Origin of the sequence: Isoptericola sp. NPDC056605 (assembly GCF_042792795.1) — a bacterium.
Classification (GTDB): Bacteria; Actinomycetota; Actinomycetes; order Actinomycetales; family Cellulomonadaceae; genus Isoptericola.
The window spans coordinates 41,719-57,732 of the sequence record NZ_JBHTVT010000014.1; the positions used below are offsets into that span (position 1 = coordinate 41,719).

Here is a 16,014-nt window from a genome sequence, read left to right on the forward strand (position 1 = left end):
CCTCACCCGAGGTAGCCTGGCCTGTCTCACGGCTCAGGTTTCACCAGGGCTCACGGCGGGCACCGCCGGCCGCCGCGAGACACGCTCCCGGCCGCCCATAGGGGTGCAATCCCTATCGGTGCGCGGCGCCTCCGGCACCGTCCAGCTCGATCTCTTGTAGCCAAGCGGCAACCAGCGACGTTGCCTCCGCGGCCTCTTCGCCCTGCACCGCCAGACCGCGCGAGACGGTTGAGTCCGGGCATATCCGTGCGTAGTCCTCCGCAACGGTCCCCATGCCACTGACGGCGTGGGTGACGAACGGGTGGATCGTCATGCCGGCCAGCTCCACGCCCTCGACGAATGTCCACATGATCGTCGGCGCACGCGTGTTCCACACAGGGCTGCCGAGAAGCACTGTGTCGTAGCCCGTGACGTCCGGCAACGGGTTGGCGATGACGGGACGCGCGTCATCTTGCTGCTCTCGACGGTTGCGTTCGACCGTAGCGTCGTAGTTGCGGGAGTAGGGCTCCGTCGCCTCGATCACGAACTCGTCGACGTCGATGAGGCTCTTGATCGTCTCGGCCACCACCTGCGTGTTGCCCACATCAAGGATCGTGCGGTCGCCGTAGTAGTAGTTCTCCCCCGGCCTGGAGAAGTACACCAGCAGGACTCGAGGCCGCCCCTCGACGCTGCCTGGTGTCGACGCCGGTGACGACGTCGGCACGGCCGGTGTGCGGGCCGACGTCGGGGTTCCCGTGGCGCAGGCGCTGGCGAGACTAGCGACCGACGCGCCCCCGAGGATGAATGCCGTGCGCAGCACGGAGCGGCGGTCGTACGTCGTCAAGGTGCCCTCCTTTGCGGGTGCCACACGGGCCGTTCGCGGTTGCCGCGCACACCCGCTGCTAATTGCCGGTGTGTTCGATCAGGGCTACAGGCGGGCTGGCCCAGTGGCGCGCTAGTGTCCGCTCGTCGCCGGTGAACTGGGCGGGCGGGTTCTTGACCGTGCCGGGCTTGGGCAGCTTGTGCATCAGAGGGCTTCTCCGTCAGCGGTGATGTCGGATGCTCGTGGCGTCGTCCCGAGGGCTGCGGCCTCGCCACGGGCGGTCGCGGCCCAGGAGGCGAGGAGCTTGAGGCTGTCGTCGGACGGTGTCCCGGGGAGGGCGGTGTAGACGTTGAGCCTCAGACCATGGTCGGCGGACAGTTCGAGGGCCTCGTAGTCGAGCTCGAGCGTGCCAACGACCGGATGGTGGAAGACCTTGGTGCCGGTGCGGTGCAAACGCACGTCGTGCGAGGCCCACAGGCGGCGGAAGTCCTCGCTGCGGGTGGACAGCTCGCCGACCAGCGCGGTGAGAGCCTTGTCGTACGGATTGCGTCCGGCTTCGGCGCGCAGAATCGCGACGGCATCGTGCCCCATCCGCTCGTAGCGGTCACCCCAGAACGCTTGGGCCGCCTGAGGGTCGAGGAAATGGAACCGGGCGGTGTTCACGGGCTTACCCGCGATGCGCTCGGGCGAGTCGTACAGCGGGGAGTAGAGGGCCCGCCCCAGCGTGTTCGCCCCGAGCACCTCCAGGCGCCCATTGCGCACGAACGCCGGCGCGCCCTCCATCGCGTCAAGGATCCGCTGGATCGCAGGCCGCAAGACAGCTGCGGGAGTGCGCTTGGCTCGTGAGCGGGCGGCCCCGGACTGATTCGCCGCCCGGGCGAGGTCGAACAGGTGGCCGCGTTCCGCCTCGTCGAGCTGCAGCGCCTGGGCGAGGGCTTCGAGGACTTCTTCGGAGACGCCGCCGAGGTTGCCGCGCTCCAGCCGCGTGTAGTAATCGACGCTCACGCCGGAGAGCATCGCGACCTCTTCCCGGCGCAGCCCAGGAACACGCCGGTTCCCGCCATAGGCGGGCAGCCCCGCCCGCTCGGGCGTGATACGTGCCCGGCGCGTGGCGAGGAATTCGCGGGTTTCAGCCTTCAAGTCCATACCTTCGAAGGTACGACCGGGTCCCCCTGCCCGGGAGGTACTGGTGGTACCCGGAACACCGAGGACTCCCCCACCCGCAGCCGGAGTCGTCCACTGGATGCCATGACCAGCGCTCCCCCCGTATCCACAACTGTCCGGCCGGAATCGCGCTCCGCACGCCCCGGTCGTGCAGGAACCACGGCGATCTTGGCGATCATTCTCGTGGGCTACTTCATGGTGATTCTTGACAACTCGATCGTCATCACCGGACTCCCGCACATCCGCGCCGAGCTCGGCCTGTCGACCGGGACGCTCGCGTGGGTACAGGACGCCTACCTGCTGACCTTCGGTGGGCTGCTGCTCCTGGGCGCCCGAGCCGGAGACATCCTGGGGCGGCGTCGCATGTTCGTCGCCGGGCTGGGGCTGTTCACCCTCGCGTCGGTTGCCGTCGGGCTCGCACCGACCGGATCCACCTTGGTTGCCGCCCGCGCGCTGCAGGGAGTCGGGGCTGCGGTTCTGGCACCCTCGACGCTCGCGCTGTTGACGGCGAGCTTCCCCGAGGGGCCTGAGCGCACGAGGGCGACCGCGGCCTACGGAGCGGTGGCCGGGATCGGCGCGAGCGTCGGACTGGTCGTCGGCGGACTGCTCGCCGATCTGGTGTCCTGGAGGGCCGGCTTCTTGGTCAACCTGCCCATCGGGATCGTGATGCTGATCGCCGGTCTGCGTGTCCTGCCAGAGACACCGCGCTCACCGGGACGGTTCGACATCGCCGGCGCGCTGCTCGCTACGGCGGGGCCCGCCGCGCTTGTCTACGGGTTCGTGCGGGCCGGCGACGACGGCTGGGCGGCTCCGGTGCCCCTGGCCTCGATCGGCCTCGGCGCGGTCCTCCTGCTCGGACTCGTCGCCGTCGAGCGCACCGCCCGCCAGCCCGTGATGCCCCTGTCACTCTTCAAGAACCGTGAACGCGTCGGAGCCTACGCAGCCCGCATGCTCTTCATCGGCGCCATGATGGGCTTCTTCCTGCTCACCAGCCAGTACCTGCAGGACGAGCGCGGATTTTCCGCGCTGGCCGCCGGTCTCGCGTTCTTCCCGATGACGGTCGTCAACTTCGTCGTCGCGATCGCCGTCCCCCGCCTGCAGCAGCGCACGAGCGGCCCCCTGCTTCTCGTGGTCGGACTCGTGCTGGCCACCGCCGGCATGGGCTGGCTCGCCGCCATCGACGCCACCACCTCCTACGCGCTCGGCGTCGCCCTCCCCATGGCCCTGATCGGTGCCGGCCAGGGCCTGGCGTTCGGGCCACTCACCGCGTCCGGGATCGCCGGGGTCCGAACCTCCGACGCCGGCGCAGCCTCGGGCATCGTGAACTCCGTCCACCAGCTCGGCGGCGCGCTCGGCATGAGCCTCGTTCTCGCTGTCTCCAGCACCTACCCCGCCGCGATGCTCGCCGGCACCGTCCTGCTCGGCGCAGCACTGCTGGCCGCCACCGTCCTGGTACTGCCCACCGCGACGCGACCGACCGGGCCCTGACGAGCCGGGTACCAGCAGGGCCTGCCTCATTCGCTCGACCGTTCCTAGCGTGGAGAACATGACGACGAACCCGATTCCCACCCTGACGCTGAACAACGGCGTCACGATGCCCGCCCTCGGCTACGGCGTCTTCCAGACCCCGCCCCAGGAGACCGTCGACGCGGTCACGGAGGCGCTGCGCGTCGGCTACCGGCATCTCGACACCGCTGCCGCCTACGGCAACGAGCGTGAGGTCGGCGAGGCACTCCAGCGCTCCGAGATCGACCGCGGCGACGTCGTCGTCGAGACGAAGGTCTGGGCCAGCGACTACGGGTACGACGAGACGCTGCACGCGTTCGAGAAGGCGTCGGCCAAGCTCGGCCTCGAGCAGATCGACATCCTCATCCTCCACCAGGTCGCGGCCAACCTGTTCGACCGGACGATCGACGCCTACCGCGCGCTCGAGCGGCTCCTGGCCGACGGCCGCGTGCGCGCCATCGGCGTCAGCAACTTCCCCGTCGCGCGTCTGGAGCAGCTCATGGACGCGACCGATGTCGTCCCCCACCTCAACCAGGTCGAACTGCACCCGTACCACTCCCAGCCGGGGCTGCAGGCCTTCCACCGCGAGCACGGCATCCTCACCCAGGCCTGGTCGCCGATCGGCGGCATCACCTTCTACCCCGGCCCCTGGGGCGACGACCGGCGCAGCGTCATGGACGACCCGACGATCCGCGAGATCGCCGCCGCCCACGGCGCCACGCCCGCACAAGTCATGCTGCGCTGGCACGTGCAGCAGGGACGCTCCGCCATCCCCAAGTCGGTCAACCCCGACCGAATCCGCCAGAACCTCGACGTCGCAGGGTTCACCCTCTCGGCCGACGAGCTCGCCCGCATCGACGCCCTCGACACCGGCACACCGTCCGGCCCCGAGCCCGAGCGCGAGTTCGACGCCACCATGCTCTTCCCGATCCCCGAAGCCTGAGGAGACGACCATGCAGTATCGACCGCTCGGACGCACCGGCGTCCAGGTCAGCCCGCTGACCCTCGGCGCCATGATGTTCGGCCCCTGGGGCAACGACGACCACGAGGACTCTGTCCGCATCATCCACCGCGCGCTCGACGCCGGGATCAACGTCGTCGACACCGCGGACGTGTACTCCGCCGGCGTCTCCGAGGAGATCGTGGGCGCGGCCCTCAAGGGCCGACGCGACGAGGTGTTCCTCGCGTCCAAGTTCTTCATGCCGATGGGCGAGGACCCGAACCACCGCGGTGGGTCACGACGCTGGATCATGCGGGCCGTCGAGGACTCGCTGCGCCGCCTCGGCACCGACCACCTCGACCTGTACCAGGTGCACCGGCCCGACCCCGCCGTCGACGTCACCGAGACGCTCGGCGCCCTGACCGACCTCGTGCGGCAGGGCAAGATCCGCTACATCGGGTCGTCGTCATACTCCGGGTCGCAGATCGTCGAGGCCCAGTGGGTCTCCCGGGAGGGTCACCTCGAGCGGTTCGTCACCGAGCAGCCGCCCTACTCGATCCTCGTGCGCGGCATCGAGGAAGACGTGCTGCCCGCCGTGCAGCGCCACGGCATGGGGACCCTCACCTACAGCCCGCTCAGCGGTGGCTGGCTGTCGGGCCGGTGGCGCAAGGGCGCCGACGCCGCTCCCACGTCGAGCGCGCGCCCCGGCGCCCGCTTCGACATGAGCAGCCCGGCGAACCAGCGCAAGCTCGACATCGTCGAGGAGCTTGCCCAGCTCGCGGAGCAGGCAGGGTTGTCGTTGATCGAGATGTCGATCGCCTGGGTGATCCGCCACCCCGGCGTCACCTCCGCGATCGTCGGCCCCCGCACCATGGAGCAGCTCGAGGCCTACCTGCCCGCCCTGGACGTCAGCCTCACCGATGACGTCCTCGACCGGATCGACGAGCTCGTCGCTCCCGGCGTCACCGTCAACCCCGACGACAACAGCTACGGCACCCACGAGCTCACCCCGGCCGCACGCCGCCGCTGACCCCAGCTTTCCGCCCACCGGCAGGAAACACCCCCAGCACCACCGAGAGGCTCTACCACCCATGCGAGCAACATTCATGTACGGACCCGGCGACGTCCGTGTCGAGGAGGTCCCCGACCCCACGATCGTCGAGCCGACCGACGCGGTCGTCCGCGTCACCCTGGCCTGCGTCTGCGGTTCCGACCTGCATCCATACCGGTCGATGCCGGCCACCGACGAGGGCGCCCCGATGGGGCACGAGTTCCTCGGCGTCGTCGAGCAGGTGGGTGACGCCGTCACTGACCTGGCGCCCGGAGACCTGGTCGTGTCCCCGTTCGCCTTCTCCGACAACACCTGCCCGTTCTGTCAGGACGGTTTCCACACCGCCTGCCAGCACGGCGGCTGGTACGGCGCCGGCGGCGTCGGCGGCGCGCAGGCGGAGAAGATCCGGGTCCCGCAGGCGTCCGGCACGCTGGTGAAGCTTCCGTCCGACGTGGACGAGTCACAGCTGCCCGGCCTGCTGACCCTCGCCGACGTCTACCTCACCGGCTACCACGCCGCCTTCATGGCCAAGGTGCGCCCCGGTCAGACCGTCACCGTGATCGGCGACGGCGCGGTCGGCCTGTCCGCCGTCCTGGCAGCGAAGCAGATGGGCGCCGACAAGATCATCCTCATGGGCCGGCACACCGACCGCACCGACCTCGGCAGAAAGTTCGGAGCGACGGACGTCGTCGCCGAGCGCGGCGCCGAGGGCGTCGCCAAGGTCATGGACCTCACGGGCGGCGAGGGCTCGCACGTCGTGCTCGAGGCCGTCGGCCACATGCCCGCCTACGAGCAGGCGTACGGGATCGTGCGTCCGGGAGGCGTGATCTCCCGCGTCGGCGTGCCGCAGTACGAGGACGCGCCCGTGGGCTTCGGGTCGCTGTTCGGCAAGAACGCGACCCTCAACGGCGGGCCCGCCCCGGTGCGCGCCTACATCGAGGCCGCGATCCCCCAGGTGCTCAGCGGCGAGATCGACCCCGGCCTGGTCTTCGACGCCGAGGTGTCGCTCGACGACGTGGCCGAGGGCTACCGCCTCATGGACTCGCGCGAGAAGCTCAAGGTGCTCGTGCGTCCGTGACTCCCGCGCGGGAGGGCGGGTCACCGGATCCGCCCTCCCGTCCGTTCCCGGGCGAGCGCCTGGGAATCGCCAACCACCGAACCCGGAGGAGCACAGCGATGCCCACCCAGGCCGCCCGCGAGAACCACGACGCACTGTTCGGAGACCGCGCCTCGACCCTGGCGCGGACCGACCCGGAGCTCATCGAGTACTTCGACGACTTCGCGTTCGACGACGTCCAGCAGGACGCCCCGCTCGAGCCGAGGACGCGCACCTTGGTCCAGCTCGCGGCGTTGATCGCCTGCGGCGCGCTCGGCGAGTTCCGGGTGCTGGCGGGCGGAGCGCTGCGCGTCGGGGTGACGCCGGTCGAGCTCAAGGAGGTGGTGTACCAGGCGGTGCCGTACGTCGGCATGGGCCGGGTGTTCGACTTCCTGCACGCCACTAACGAGCTGCTCACCGAGCGCGGCGTTGAGCTGCCGCTGCCTGGGCAGTCCACCACGACGCGCGCGACCCGCGCCGAGCGGGGACTCGCGGTCCAGAAGCAGATCATCGGGGACGAGGCGGTCGGCGCGATATACGCCCATGCCCCGTCCGACGAGCAGCACATCCAGCGGTACCTGTCGGCGAACTGCTTCGGCGACCACTACACCCGCGACGGGATCGACGTCCCCACCCGCGAGCTGCTCACCCTGTCCATGCTGGTTTCCCTCGGCGGGGCCGACCCGCAGGTCGCCGGCCATGTGCGCGCCAACCTGCGCGTCGGCAACGACCGGGCCATGCTGATCGCGGTGATCACCCAGCTGCTGCCGTACGTGGGTTACCCCCGCACCCTGAACGCGCTGCGCGCGCTCGACGACGTCGCCCCCGCCGTATCGCACGAGAACTGACCGCAGGAGGATTCGTGTCTGCTCGCACCTGGCTCATCACCGGCGTCAGCTCAGGCTTTGGCCATGAGCTGACCACACAGCTGCTCGAACGCGGCGACAAAGTCGTCGGCACCGTGCGCTCCGCCGAGAAGGTCGCTGACCTGTCGGGCCGGTACCCGGACACCTTCCGTGCACCGTTGCTCGATGTCACCGACCCCGCGGCCGTACGCGACGTCGTCGACCGTGCCTTCGCCGGAACGCTCTTCGACGACGACGGTCGGGTCGACGTCGTGGTCTCCAACGCCGGCTACGGGCTGTTCGGCGCCGCCGAGGAGCTCAGCGACGCCCAGGTCGACCGCATGATCGCCACGAACCTGCGCGGTTCGATCGCGCTGATCCGCGCCGCGCTGCCGCACCTGCGCGCCCAGGGAGGTGGGCGCATCGTGCAGATCTCCTCCTACGGCGGCCAGGTCGCCTTCGCCGGCAACTCGATGTACCACGCCACCAAGTGGGGCATCGAAGGGTTCGCCGAGGCCGTGGCCCAGGAGGTCGCAGGGTTCGGTATCGGCATCACGATCGTCGAGCCCGGCGGGGCGCGCACCGAGTTCCGCTACGGCTCCGCCCAGGTCGCCGAGCTCATGAACGCCTACGACGACACCCCCGCGCACGCCTTCCTCGCCATGCTCGACCCCGCCAACGGCCTCGCACCGGGCGACCCGGCCCGCATGGCCGCACGCATCATCGAGTCCGTCGACGTCGAGCCCGCACCCCTGCGCCTCGTGCTCGGTTCCCAGGCGCTGGACAGCACCATCGACACCCTCCGCCGCCGCGTCGACGGCTTCGAGGCGCAGCGCGACCTTGCGGCGTCCACCGACTTCCCCGCCGGCGAATGACGCCCCCCGAACCCAAGGAGAACACCATGACCGACTGGAACCCCGACGACCTGGCAGCCATCGACGCCGACGGCGAGCTACGCGTCGCCGCCCACCGGCCCGACGGCACCCTGCGCAACCCTCGTATCGTGTGGCACGTCGTCGTCGACGACGACCTGTACATCCGATCCGTACGCGGCACCGAAGGCGCCTGGTACCGCGGCGTTCAGCGCACCGGCACCGGCCAGATCGACTCCGGCGGCATCCACGCGGACGTCACCTTCACCCACGACGACAGCCGCGACGACGCCATCGATCGCGCGTATCACGCCAAGTACGGCAACGGCTCCGCCGTCGAGGCCATCACCAGCCCCGCGGCCACCGCCACCACCCTGCGCGTCCACCCGCGCTGACCAACCCGCCCGGCGACACGCGGCACGGGCACTGCGCCTCCCGGTCGGTGCTCCTGGGCTCGAGGAACAGGAGGACCGATGATCGGGCTGGAGCTGGTCGTGATCCTCGGCGCCGTGATCCTCGCGTGCGGGGTACTCGCGCGCCGTACCGGTGTCGCCGGACCCGTCCTGCTCCTGGTCGCGGGAATCGCACTCGGCTTCGCGCCGGCCCTGCGGGACGTCCACCTGCCACCCGAGCTCATGCTCCTGGTGTTCCTGCCCCTCCTTCTCTACTGGGAAGCACTCACCTCCTCGTTGCGCGAGATCCGCGCCACCTTCCGAGGGGTCGTCCTGACCAGCACGCTGCTCGTCGGGCTCACGGCAGGCGCCGTCGCAGTGACGGCGCACGCACTCGGGCTGCCCTGGGGGCCCGCCTGGGTGCTCGGAGCGGCACTTGCCCCCACCGACGCCACCGCCGTGGGAGCCCTGGCCCGCGCACTGCCTCGCCGGACCATGACCGTGCTGCGCGCCGAGGGGCTCGTCAACGACGGCACCGCCCTCGTGATCTACGGGGTCGCCGTCGGCGTCACGGTCGGCGAGGAGACACTGACGGCCGGTCACGTCGCCGGGCTGTTCGCCGTCTCCTACCTCGGCGGGATCGCGATCGGGCTGGCGACCGCCGCCGCGGCCGGGTTCGCCCGGCAGCGCATCCACGACCCCGTGCTGAGCAACGTCCTCACACTCCTGCTGCCGTTCACCGCCTACCTCCTGGCGGAGCTGATCGAGGCCTCCGGCGTCCTCGCCGTCGTCGTCGCAGGGCTCGTGATGAGCCAGCTCGGGCCACGCCTCGGCTCGGCCGCGATCCGTCAGCAGTCCACCCCGTTCTGGACCCTCACCACTTACCTCGTCAACGCCGCCCTGTTCGTCCTGGTCGGCATCGAGGTCCAGTCCGCAGTCCGCGGCCTGACCAGCACCGACCTCCTGACGGCCGCCATCGGAGTCGTCGCCGTGTACCTGGTCCTCGTCGCGGTGCGGTACACCTTCCTCGTCGCCTCCGCCTACACGATCCGGCTCCTGGACCGTCGCCCATCACAGCGCACACGTCGGGTCTCCAACCGTGCCCGGGTGGTCTCCACCATGGCGGGCTTCCGCGGCGCAGTCTCCCTCGCCGTCGCCCTCTCGATCCCCACCACCCTTGCCTCCGGGGCAACCTTCCCCGACCGGGACCTCATCGTCTTCATCACCGTCGGCGTCGTCACCGCCACCCTCGTGATACAAGGTCTCCTGCTAGGGCCCACGGTCCGGTGGGCACGCCTGCCCGACGACGACGGCGTGGACCAGGAACGCCAGCTCGCCGAGGTCACCGCAACCGAAGAAGCCCTGGCGGCCCTCGACGAGATCGCTTCTGACCTCGGCACCGACCCGGCCGTCGTCGACCGGCTACGCGGCGAGTATGAAGAGCACCTGCTCGTCTTGCGCTCCCGAGCCGGCGCACCGGAAACACCTGCCTCCGCGGCCCGACTGGACGAGGAATACACCCGGCTGCGACTTGCGCTCCTCGCCCGAAAACGCGACGTCGTGATCCGACTGCGCGACAACCGCGACATCGACGACACCGTCCTCCGCCAGGTTCAAGCCCGCCTCGACGTCGAAGAACTCCGCCTCGGGCCCCTACCTACCGACCGCGACTAAACCACGGCCGCAGCACAGACGCTCAGCGTCGTCGCACATGAGCGGCTCAGGCTCAGTCTCCGAACTGATCCGGAAGGGCGGAAGTCGGAGCTATCGCGGACGCATACCGTCCGGCCACGACACTCTGGCCGTTCTACTCACTCGCTGCCTTGGCCTCTCAGGGGCGTACCCGGCCAGCCCGCCTGGGTGGCACTTTCAGCCTGGCGTTCTGCAAGCAGGTGCATGTACGCGCTCCAGTCTCGTCCCGCCCGCCTCGTCCAGTTCACAGCAGCCGCGACACTCAGGCCTAACAGATCAGAGATCACTGGTGCAGGTAGGTCGGCGGCTAATCCGATGAGGGCCGCGTTGCGCGACTGGCGTACGGACAGCCCGTGAGCGCGCAGACGATTCGCGAGCCCGGTGTAGGTCACGTGGCCGGCGGTGCCACGTCCCGGAAATAGCCACGCGGGCGCGTTTGATTTCGGATCGATCAGTGGCGTCCCCCTGGCGGAGGCAGGCGCGGGCAAACCAGTGAGGAGACGGCCCAGCCTCGGAGGGACTGTGACCGCCGGTGCCCCGCTTGTCACGCGGAAGTCGGTAACCGTGTTCGTCCCGGGCGCCATGATGAGGTTGTCGTGAGTGAGTTCGACAATCCGCTGGAGCGGGATCCCGTAGAGCAGCAGGAGCGCTCCTGCCGCGCGTACGTCGTCGGGCATCGTTGCGTCGGTGAGGCACCGTCGCAGCTCGGTCCACCGCTCGTCCTCGCTCATCAGGATCGCGGGTTCAATCCGCCCGGGGTGCGTCACGGTGAGGCGTCCGACCAGACGGCGCCGCGCTGCCCAGCGGACAAAGTCGCCGGTCGCGGCCCGTTGCGCGTGCGTGGCCTGCCCGAGCCAGAGCTCCAGGTTCGACTGGTCGAGGCCTTCGAGGGTTAGTGAGCGAGATTCAAGCCACTGGAGCAGCGCACCGACCGCGACGATTCGCTGCCAGGCATTGCGGAACTGGGGGTAAGTGAAACGCCCGGTCTCCTCGTACCGTCGCCGTGCCCGGCGCAGGTACCACCAGGACGCGTAGGCGCGCACGATCGAGCGGGTACTCGGCGGGAGATCGGCGGTGAGCTTCTCGGCAATGACGTCCAGACGCGCCACCGGATCGTGGCGCTCAGGGATAATGTCGAGGTCGACCAGGGTGCGCCGCAGGGACCACACCTCACGCTCGTCGAAGGCGTCGAGGGCGTCGTGGCTGATCGTCGTGCCGTGGTCGAGGAGCTCGCGCAGCACGCGTGCGCCGCCTCGAGGGTTGGTCAGCCACCTCATCACCGAACGCGGGCGCCGGCTGCCGCGCAGCGCGGTCGTCAGCGTTCCGATCGAGCTGTCGGGCGGCGCGTCCCCGAAGGCCGCACGTAACTGGTCCCCCAACGCGCAGCGGACGCACAACAGGTTCTTGTAGGGCTCTTCACCGCCACCACATCGCAGGCAGACGTACGAGTACCGGTAGCTGCCAGAGCAGGGGCCGCAGGTTGTCGGGACGAGTAGCTCGTCCTCGGACGGCGCACGGGGGTGCCCGACCAAGACGCGGGTCTTCGAGCAGGAGGCACAGGGGCGCGGCGATGCTCGACCTCGGTGGTAGCAGGTCGCGCAGACGTGCCCCACGGGCCAGCGTGCGGAGTAGACCCGCATCTCGCCGCAGATCGCGCAGCGGACCGGTGCGCGCACGTAGGCCTTGCGAGATGTCGCCATCAGGCGTGGCCGGGCCGGCGGATCCTCGTGCGTCGCACCTCGGGAGCGGGTCCACCCGGTCCTGCCGTGCCAGTCCCCTTGGCGACCTGCTGGTCGACCTCGACAACACGCAGCAGGTCGTTCGGGGTGCACTGCAGGATGTCGCAGAGTGCGGCGAATGTGTCGGTGCTCAACCGCTGCGGGGTGGCCGTAACGAGGCGATACACCTGCTCGCGAGAGAGGTGAACGCCGCGCTCGGCGAGCAGCGGAACGAGGTCCGTGGTGGCGTACAGTCCCCGTTCAGCCATACGGAGGCGCAGATCCCATTCGACGGCCATCTTCTTGATCACGAGTGTTCCTCCTCGGGGTCGTGCCACAGGTCTGGTTGGTGGGAGGTGATCGCCCGTCGAAGCAGGGTGTTGCGGTAGGCGTCGGACACGCCGGTATAGATGGCCGTGGTGGCGGCGTAGGCGTGGCCGACCTGCTCTTGCACGAACCGCTCGGGGTAGTCGAACTCGACCAGGTGCGTGACGTAGGAGTGGCGCAGGCTGTGCAGGTCCAGAGTCGGGTCCAGGCCAGCGGCGTCGCGGGCCCGGGCGAAGGCAGTGTTGATCCCACGCCAGTCGAGCCTGCTACGTCGCTCGGTCATCCACACCGCCGGGTGCTTGCCCGGATCGAAGCGGGGGCGCACCTCGTCGATCCACTGGTTGAGGACGGGCACCACCCAGTCCATCTCCGGCACGAGCATGACCGTCCTGCGCTGAGCTGCTCCCCCTCGCCTGGCCTTGCCCCACCTCACGTACAACGCGCCGAACCGGCCGAACGCCGGAACCTTGGGGTTGCGGCGCAGGTCATGCAGATCGAGGCCCCATGCCTCACGTCGGCGAAGTCCGAAGGCGTAGACCATCTTGAGGATTGCGGCGTCGCGTTGGGCGGCCATGGATCCCTTGCGACGCCTGCTGCGCACCGTGTCGACGAGGTCGTCCGCCGCGTCGAACAGGAGCTGCACCTCGTCATAGGTCAGTGGCCGGCGCCCCGGGGAGCCTTCATATTCACTGGCGTGCACGACGCTGTTCCACTCGTCGAGCACCTGCTGCGGCGCTTCCCCGAACCGCTCCAGGCACACCGCAGCCCACCCATACCGCGGGTCCGTCAGGTACTCCAGGAACATGCGCAGGTGCCCGGTGTAGGACCGTGCCGTCGAGACCTGTCGAGCGCCCTCCTGCCCACTGATGAAAGCCTCGACCTCCGCCGCCGTCCACTGCCACGGGTACAGGTTCGAGAACTCGACCATGCGTCGGACCATCCGAAGCCGATGCCCGATCGTGCTGGCCTTCAGGAAGCGCACCCGCTGTTGGCGCGCCCAACCTTCAAGCATCGCGTCCATCACCGCGGACTCGGGCTGAAGCAAACCCAGCCCGTCGACCAGAACCAGCCGCGCGGCACCGGGCAGCTCGGTCGTTGAGCTCGACTCAGTCACGGTTGCATCTAACACAACATTGAGTCATGGAGGCAAGAGGGCCTTGTCAGCACTCAGTGCGCGCGCCAACGTTCACTCCAGGGATGCGTTTCCGCTGGTCGCCGCAGGTGCAACAAGGTCCATCGGATGCAACTCCGGACGTAAGCGCACGAATCGCAACAGATGACGGTACGAGCTGCCCGACCATGCCGCGTCCGCCGACACCTCCACCACCACCGGATTCACCCGCGTCAGCTCCACGGGCCCGCGCTCCCGCCCGAACCTTCCGAACTCCCCGGCCGGCACGACCGCCGGCCACGGGTGCTCCCCCATCGGGGCACGCAGCACGTCGGCGAGCGCCCGCCGTGCGACTGGGTTCAGAGGTCCGGTGCGGCCCACGATCCGCAGATGCCCGTTGACGGGCAGGCCGGCCACCACCTGCTCGGGAGCAGTCCGGGGGCCGATGACCGCGGCGCAGACCACGTCCACGGTGCTGCGGTGCTTGACCTTCAACCAGTCACGCTGGCCACCGCGATAGGGCTGATCGGCGCCCTTGACGACCAACCCCTCGACGCCGGCCACGATGTAGGTCTCGAACCACTCACGCGCTTCGTCGACGTCGCTGGTGGTCGGCGAGAGGTTCAGCGGTGGCCGCCAGAGCGCTGCGAGGTCCTCGAGTAGTGCTCGACGCAGCGAGAACGGCATGGCGCGCACGTCGTCCCCGCCGGTTGCCAGGACGTCGAAGACCGCCGCCGAGGCGGGGTGGACGCGGGCGTGCTGGGCGGCCTTGCGGGGGCCTCGGCCCATGCGTTCTTGCAGGGAGCCGAAGTCGAGCCGTCCCGCTGTCCAGATCACGATCTCGGCGTCGAGAACCGTGCCGGAAGCCAACTGCTCGGCGGCCGCGGAGATCTCCGGGAAGGCGCTGGTGAGGTCTGTGCCGCGGCGAGACCACAGGCTCACCTGGGCGCCGTCGCGCGCGATCACGCACCTGAAGCCGTCAAATTTGAGCTCGTAGGAACATCCGCCGGGCAAGGCGGTCGGGGCGGGGATCTGCGCGACCGGGCGGGCGAGGACGACGTCGACCGGGAGCCGCAGCCCCGGCGGCAGGCTCATGGTCAGCCCGGGATGTCGCGGGGGGCGTGGTGGACGCCGATCGCCACAGCCATGACGTGCTCCCTTCGCCGATTCCCTCGGTCACGGTAGGGACGCTGAGCGGGTGCACGCACGCGGAAGGGGCACCGTCACCCCACCGCATGCAGCGGGGCAGCGCGATGAGCGGTACGCGAGCGGCGCGCGGACCCCGGGTGGGCGGGGATGAACGCGTCCGTCTGCGGGGTGGGCAGCGTCAGCGTCCACCGCTGCGGGCGACCGCGTGACTGCAGGTCGACGTCGAGCTCGCAGCGTCGGAGATAGCCGGCGCCGGCGTCGACTCCGGACCACCTGGCGGTCGCGTACAGCCGCAGCGCCGCGTGCTCCCATTCGCCCGTGGCCACAATGCCGCTGCCCCGGTCTCGGGCCCGCGCGGTCAGCCGCCGGCGGTCTGCGACGGTCAGGCCGACAGCGGGCCCGGCGACGACGTAGGTGAACCCGTCGAGCAGCGCGGCGAGGACCTCGGGGCCACGGCCGGTGACGTCCGGGATGACGACGAGGCGGTCGATGCCTACGCCCGCATCGACGGCGGCCAGCAGACCGAGGTCCGGCATGCCGACGATGGCGATCCAGTCGTCCTTGTGCTGGGAGGCGGCGAGCAGCGCGAGCAGCAGGCTCGACGAGCCGCCAACGACGGAGGTGGAACCGGTCGGGAGCCGGCCGCCATCCAGGACCGCGGCGAAGGGCTCGGTGAGCTCCTCCTCTCGCGTCTGCTCCCCCGTGACGCCCGCCGCCGACGCGATGTCCTCGTGTCGGCCCCGCACGCTGCGGTGACGCACGCCGGTGCGCAGCTCGGCTGCCGCGAGGGCGGCCCGAGCGACGTCCAACTGAGCGGGCATGGTCACCCCAGCATTATGACCACGGTTCGAACAGGTGTTCTACTCTGGCGGTGAGACAGAGCAAGAAGGCGGGAGGGCACCATGCTCGCTGAACGCGTTCGCGGCCTCGACGCGACGGTCGTGGCCGAACTGACGTCGGCGCCGGTCGCCGTGTCGTGCGGATTCCCCTCCCCTGCCCAGGACTACTACGAGGGTCCGGTGGACCTGTCCTCGATGCTCATCGAGGACAAGGCGGCCACGTTCATCGTGCGCGCCAGCGGGCACTCGATGACCCGGGCCGGGATCAGCGACGGCGACGAGCTGATCGTCGACCGATCGAAGCGACCGCGTCCCGGCGACGTCGTCGTCGCCGTTCTGGACGGCGAGCTCACCGTCAAGCGCCTGGACGTCACCGCAGACGGTGTCGTGCTGCGGGCCGAGAACTCGGCCCACCCGGACCTGGTCGTCGGCGAGCTGGCCGACCTGCAGGTGTGGGGCGTCGTGACGTACTGCATCCACCACCTGCGGTGAGGGGACCTCGAGGACGGA

17 protein-coding genes are annotated in these 16,014 nt (G+C 69.9%); 9 read left to right on the forward strand and 8 right to left on the reverse strand.

Features of this window, described 5'->3' with window-relative positions:
* Window positions 1–112: 112 nt before the first annotated feature.
* From ACFQ8Y_RS14930 to ACFQ8Y_RS14940, 3 genes are read right to left on the reverse strand one after another with little or no spacing between them, the layout of a single operon-like run.
* Complete coding sequence (locus ACFQ8Y_RS14930) at window positions 113–823, reverse strand: flavodoxin (protein WP_430585989.1); 711 nt, start codon at window positions 821–823, stop codon at window positions 113–115.
* A 58-nt stretch (window positions 824–881) separates the two neighbouring features.
* Entirely contained in the window at window positions 882–1,007 is a 126-nt protein-coding gene (locus tag ACFQ8Y_RS14935; RefSeq protein WP_430585990.1) for a hypothetical protein, read from the reverse strand.
* Complete coding sequence (locus tag ACFQ8Y_RS14940) at window positions 1,007–1,948, reverse strand: helix-turn-helix transcriptional regulator (protein ID WP_430585991.1); 942 nt, start codon at window positions 1,946–1,948, stop codon at window positions 1,007–1,009. Before ACFQ8Y_RS14940 ends, ACFQ8Y_RS14935 begins: the two co-directional genes overlap by 1 nt.
* 186 nt (window positions 1,949–2,134) lie before the next feature.
* Here ACFQ8Y_RS14940 and ACFQ8Y_RS14945 point away from each other — a divergent pair, with 186 nt between their 5' ends.
* The 8 genes from ACFQ8Y_RS14945 to ACFQ8Y_RS14980 all read left to right on the forward strand — a co-directional run bounded on the left by ACFQ8Y_RS14945 (window position 2,135) and on the right by ACFQ8Y_RS14980 (window position 10,342).
* The gene (locus ACFQ8Y_RS14945; RefSeq protein ID WP_430585992.1) at window positions 2,135–3,454 is read left to right on the forward strand and encodes an MFS transporter; all 1,320 of its coding nucleotides are present in this window, start codon (window positions 2,135–2,137) and stop codon (window positions 3,452–3,454) included.
* A 58-nt stretch (window positions 3,455–3,512) separates the two neighbouring features.
* Window positions 3,513–4,415 (forward strand): aldo/keto reductase, encoded by a 903-nt coding sequence (locus ACFQ8Y_RS14950; protein ID WP_430585993.1) that lies wholly within the window; start codon window positions 3,513–3,515, stop codon window positions 4,413–4,415.
* A gap of 10 nt (window positions 4,416–4,425) precedes the next feature.
* Window positions 4,426–5,442 carry an aldo/keto reductase gene (locus ACFQ8Y_RS14955; RefSeq protein WP_430585994.1) on the forward strand — a complete coding sequence of 339 codons (1,017 nt, stop codon included), beginning with the start codon at window positions 4,426–4,428 and terminating at the stop codon, window positions 5,440–5,442.
* A 61-nt stretch (window positions 5,443–5,503) separates the two neighbouring features.
* Window positions 5,504–6,541, forward strand: coding sequence for a zinc-binding dehydrogenase (locus ACFQ8Y_RS14960; RefSeq protein ID WP_430585995.1), 1,038 nt, complete (start codon window positions 5,504–5,506; stop codon window positions 6,539–6,541).
* A 98-nt stretch (window positions 6,542–6,639) separates the two neighbouring features.
* Window positions 6,640–7,407 carry a carboxymuconolactone decarboxylase family protein gene (locus ACFQ8Y_RS14965; protein ID WP_430585996.1) on the forward strand — a complete coding sequence of 256 codons (768 nt, stop codon included), beginning with the start codon at window positions 6,640–6,642 and terminating at the stop codon, window positions 7,405–7,407.
* 14 nt (window positions 7,408–7,421) lie between these two features.
* Complete coding sequence (locus tag ACFQ8Y_RS14970; protein WP_430585997.1) at window positions 7,422–8,279, forward strand: SDR family oxidoreductase; 858 nt, start codon at window positions 7,422–7,424, stop codon at window positions 8,277–8,279.
* Between the two features lie 26 nt (window positions 8,280–8,305).
* Window positions 8,306–8,671 (forward strand): DUF2255 family protein, encoded by a 366-nt coding sequence (locus tag ACFQ8Y_RS14975; protein WP_430585998.1) that lies wholly within the window; start codon window positions 8,306–8,308, stop codon window positions 8,669–8,671.
* Between the two features lie 78 nt (window positions 8,672–8,749).
* On the forward strand, window positions 8,750–10,342 hold the full coding sequence (locus ACFQ8Y_RS14980) for a Na+/H+ antiporter (RefSeq protein ID WP_430585999.1): 1,593 nt from the start codon (window positions 8,750–8,752) through the stop codon (window positions 10,340–10,342).
* 137 nt (window positions 10,343–10,479) lie between these two features.
* Here the strand turns inward: ACFQ8Y_RS14980 and ACFQ8Y_RS14985 are convergent, their stop codons facing one another.
* The 5 genes from ACFQ8Y_RS14985 to ACFQ8Y_RS15005 all read right to left on the reverse strand — a co-directional run bounded on the left by ACFQ8Y_RS14985 (window position 10,480) and on the right by ACFQ8Y_RS15005 (window position 15,492).
* Entirely contained in the window at window positions 10,480–11,601 is a 1,122-nt protein-coding gene (locus ACFQ8Y_RS14985; protein ID WP_430562915.1) for a hypothetical protein, read from the reverse strand.
* A 458-nt stretch (window positions 11,602–12,059) separates the two neighbouring features.
* On the reverse strand, window positions 12,060–12,389 hold the full coding sequence (locus ACFQ8Y_RS14990) for a helix-turn-helix domain-containing protein (RefSeq protein WP_430562914.1): 330 nt from the start codon (window positions 12,387–12,389) through the stop codon (window positions 12,060–12,062).
* On the reverse strand, window positions 12,386–13,519 hold the full coding sequence (locus tag ACFQ8Y_RS14995) for a tyrosine-type recombinase/integrase (RefSeq protein WP_430562913.1): 1,134 nt from the start codon (window positions 13,517–13,519) through the stop codon (window positions 12,386–12,388). The genes ACFQ8Y_RS14990 and ACFQ8Y_RS14995 overlap by 4 nt, the downstream gene beginning before the upstream one ends.
* Window positions 13,520–13,591: 72 nt before the next feature.
* On the reverse strand, window positions 13,592–14,611 hold the full coding sequence (locus ACFQ8Y_RS15000; protein WP_430586000.1) for an ATP-dependent DNA ligase: 1,020 nt from the start codon (window positions 14,609–14,611) through the stop codon (window positions 13,592–13,594).
* Window positions 14,612–14,739: 128 nt separating this feature from the next.
* A complete protein-coding gene (locus ACFQ8Y_RS15005) occupies window positions 14,740–15,492 on the reverse strand; it encodes a hypothetical protein (RefSeq protein WP_430562911.1) in 753 nt (250 codons plus the stop codon).
* Window positions 15,493–15,567: 75 nt separating this feature from the next.
* On the opposite strand from ACFQ8Y_RS15005, the gene ACFQ8Y_RS15010 reads away from it, so the two are divergent.
* A complete protein-coding gene (locus ACFQ8Y_RS15010; RefSeq protein WP_430562910.1) occupies window positions 15,568–15,996 on the forward strand; it encodes a LexA family protein in 429 nt (142 codons plus the stop codon).
* Window positions 15,997–16,014 lie beyond the last annotated feature (18 nt).

What these genes read in the sequence shown, in the direction of transcription:
- ACFQ8Y_RS14935 (WP_430585990.1), bottom strand. Translation starts at nt 1,007, where the DNA reads ATGCACAAGCTGCCCAAGCCCGGCACGGTCAAGAACCCGCCCGCCCAG.
- ACFQ8Y_RS14940 (WP_430585991.1), bottom strand. Translation starts at nt 1,948, where the DNA reads ATGGACTTGAAGGCTGAAACCCGCGAATTCCTCGCCACGCGCCGGGCA.
- ACFQ8Y_RS14950 (WP_430585993.1), top strand. Translation starts at nt 3,513, where the DNA reads ATGACGACGAACCCGATTCCCACCCTGACGCTGAACAACGGCGTCACG.
- ACFQ8Y_RS14955 (WP_430585994.1), top strand. Translation starts at nt 4,426, where the DNA reads ATGCAGTATCGACCGCTCGGACGCACCGGCGTCCAGGTCAGCCCGCTG.
- ACFQ8Y_RS14960 (WP_430585995.1), top strand. Translation starts at nt 5,504, where the DNA reads ATGCGAGCAACATTCATGTACGGACCCGGCGACGTCCGTGTCGAGGAG.
- ACFQ8Y_RS14965 (WP_430585996.1), top strand. Translation starts at nt 6,640, where the DNA reads ATGCCCACCCAGGCCGCCCGCGAGAACCACGACGCACTGTTCGGAGAC.
- ACFQ8Y_RS14975 (WP_430585998.1), top strand. Translation starts at nt 8,306, where the DNA reads ATGACCGACTGGAACCCCGACGACCTGGCAGCCATCGACGCCGACGGC.
- ACFQ8Y_RS14980 (WP_430585999.1), top strand. Translation starts at nt 8,750, where the DNA reads ATGATCGGGCTGGAGCTGGTCGTGATCCTCGGCGCCGTGATCCTCGCG.
- ACFQ8Y_RS15000 (WP_430586000.1), bottom strand. Translation starts at nt 14,611, where the DNA reads ATGAGCCTGCCGCCGGGGCTGCGGCTCCCGGTCGACGTCGTCCTCGCC.
- ACFQ8Y_RS15010 (WP_430562910.1), top strand. Translation starts at nt 15,568, where the DNA reads ATGCTCGCTGAACGCGTTCGCGGCCTCGACGCGACGGTCGTGGCCGAA.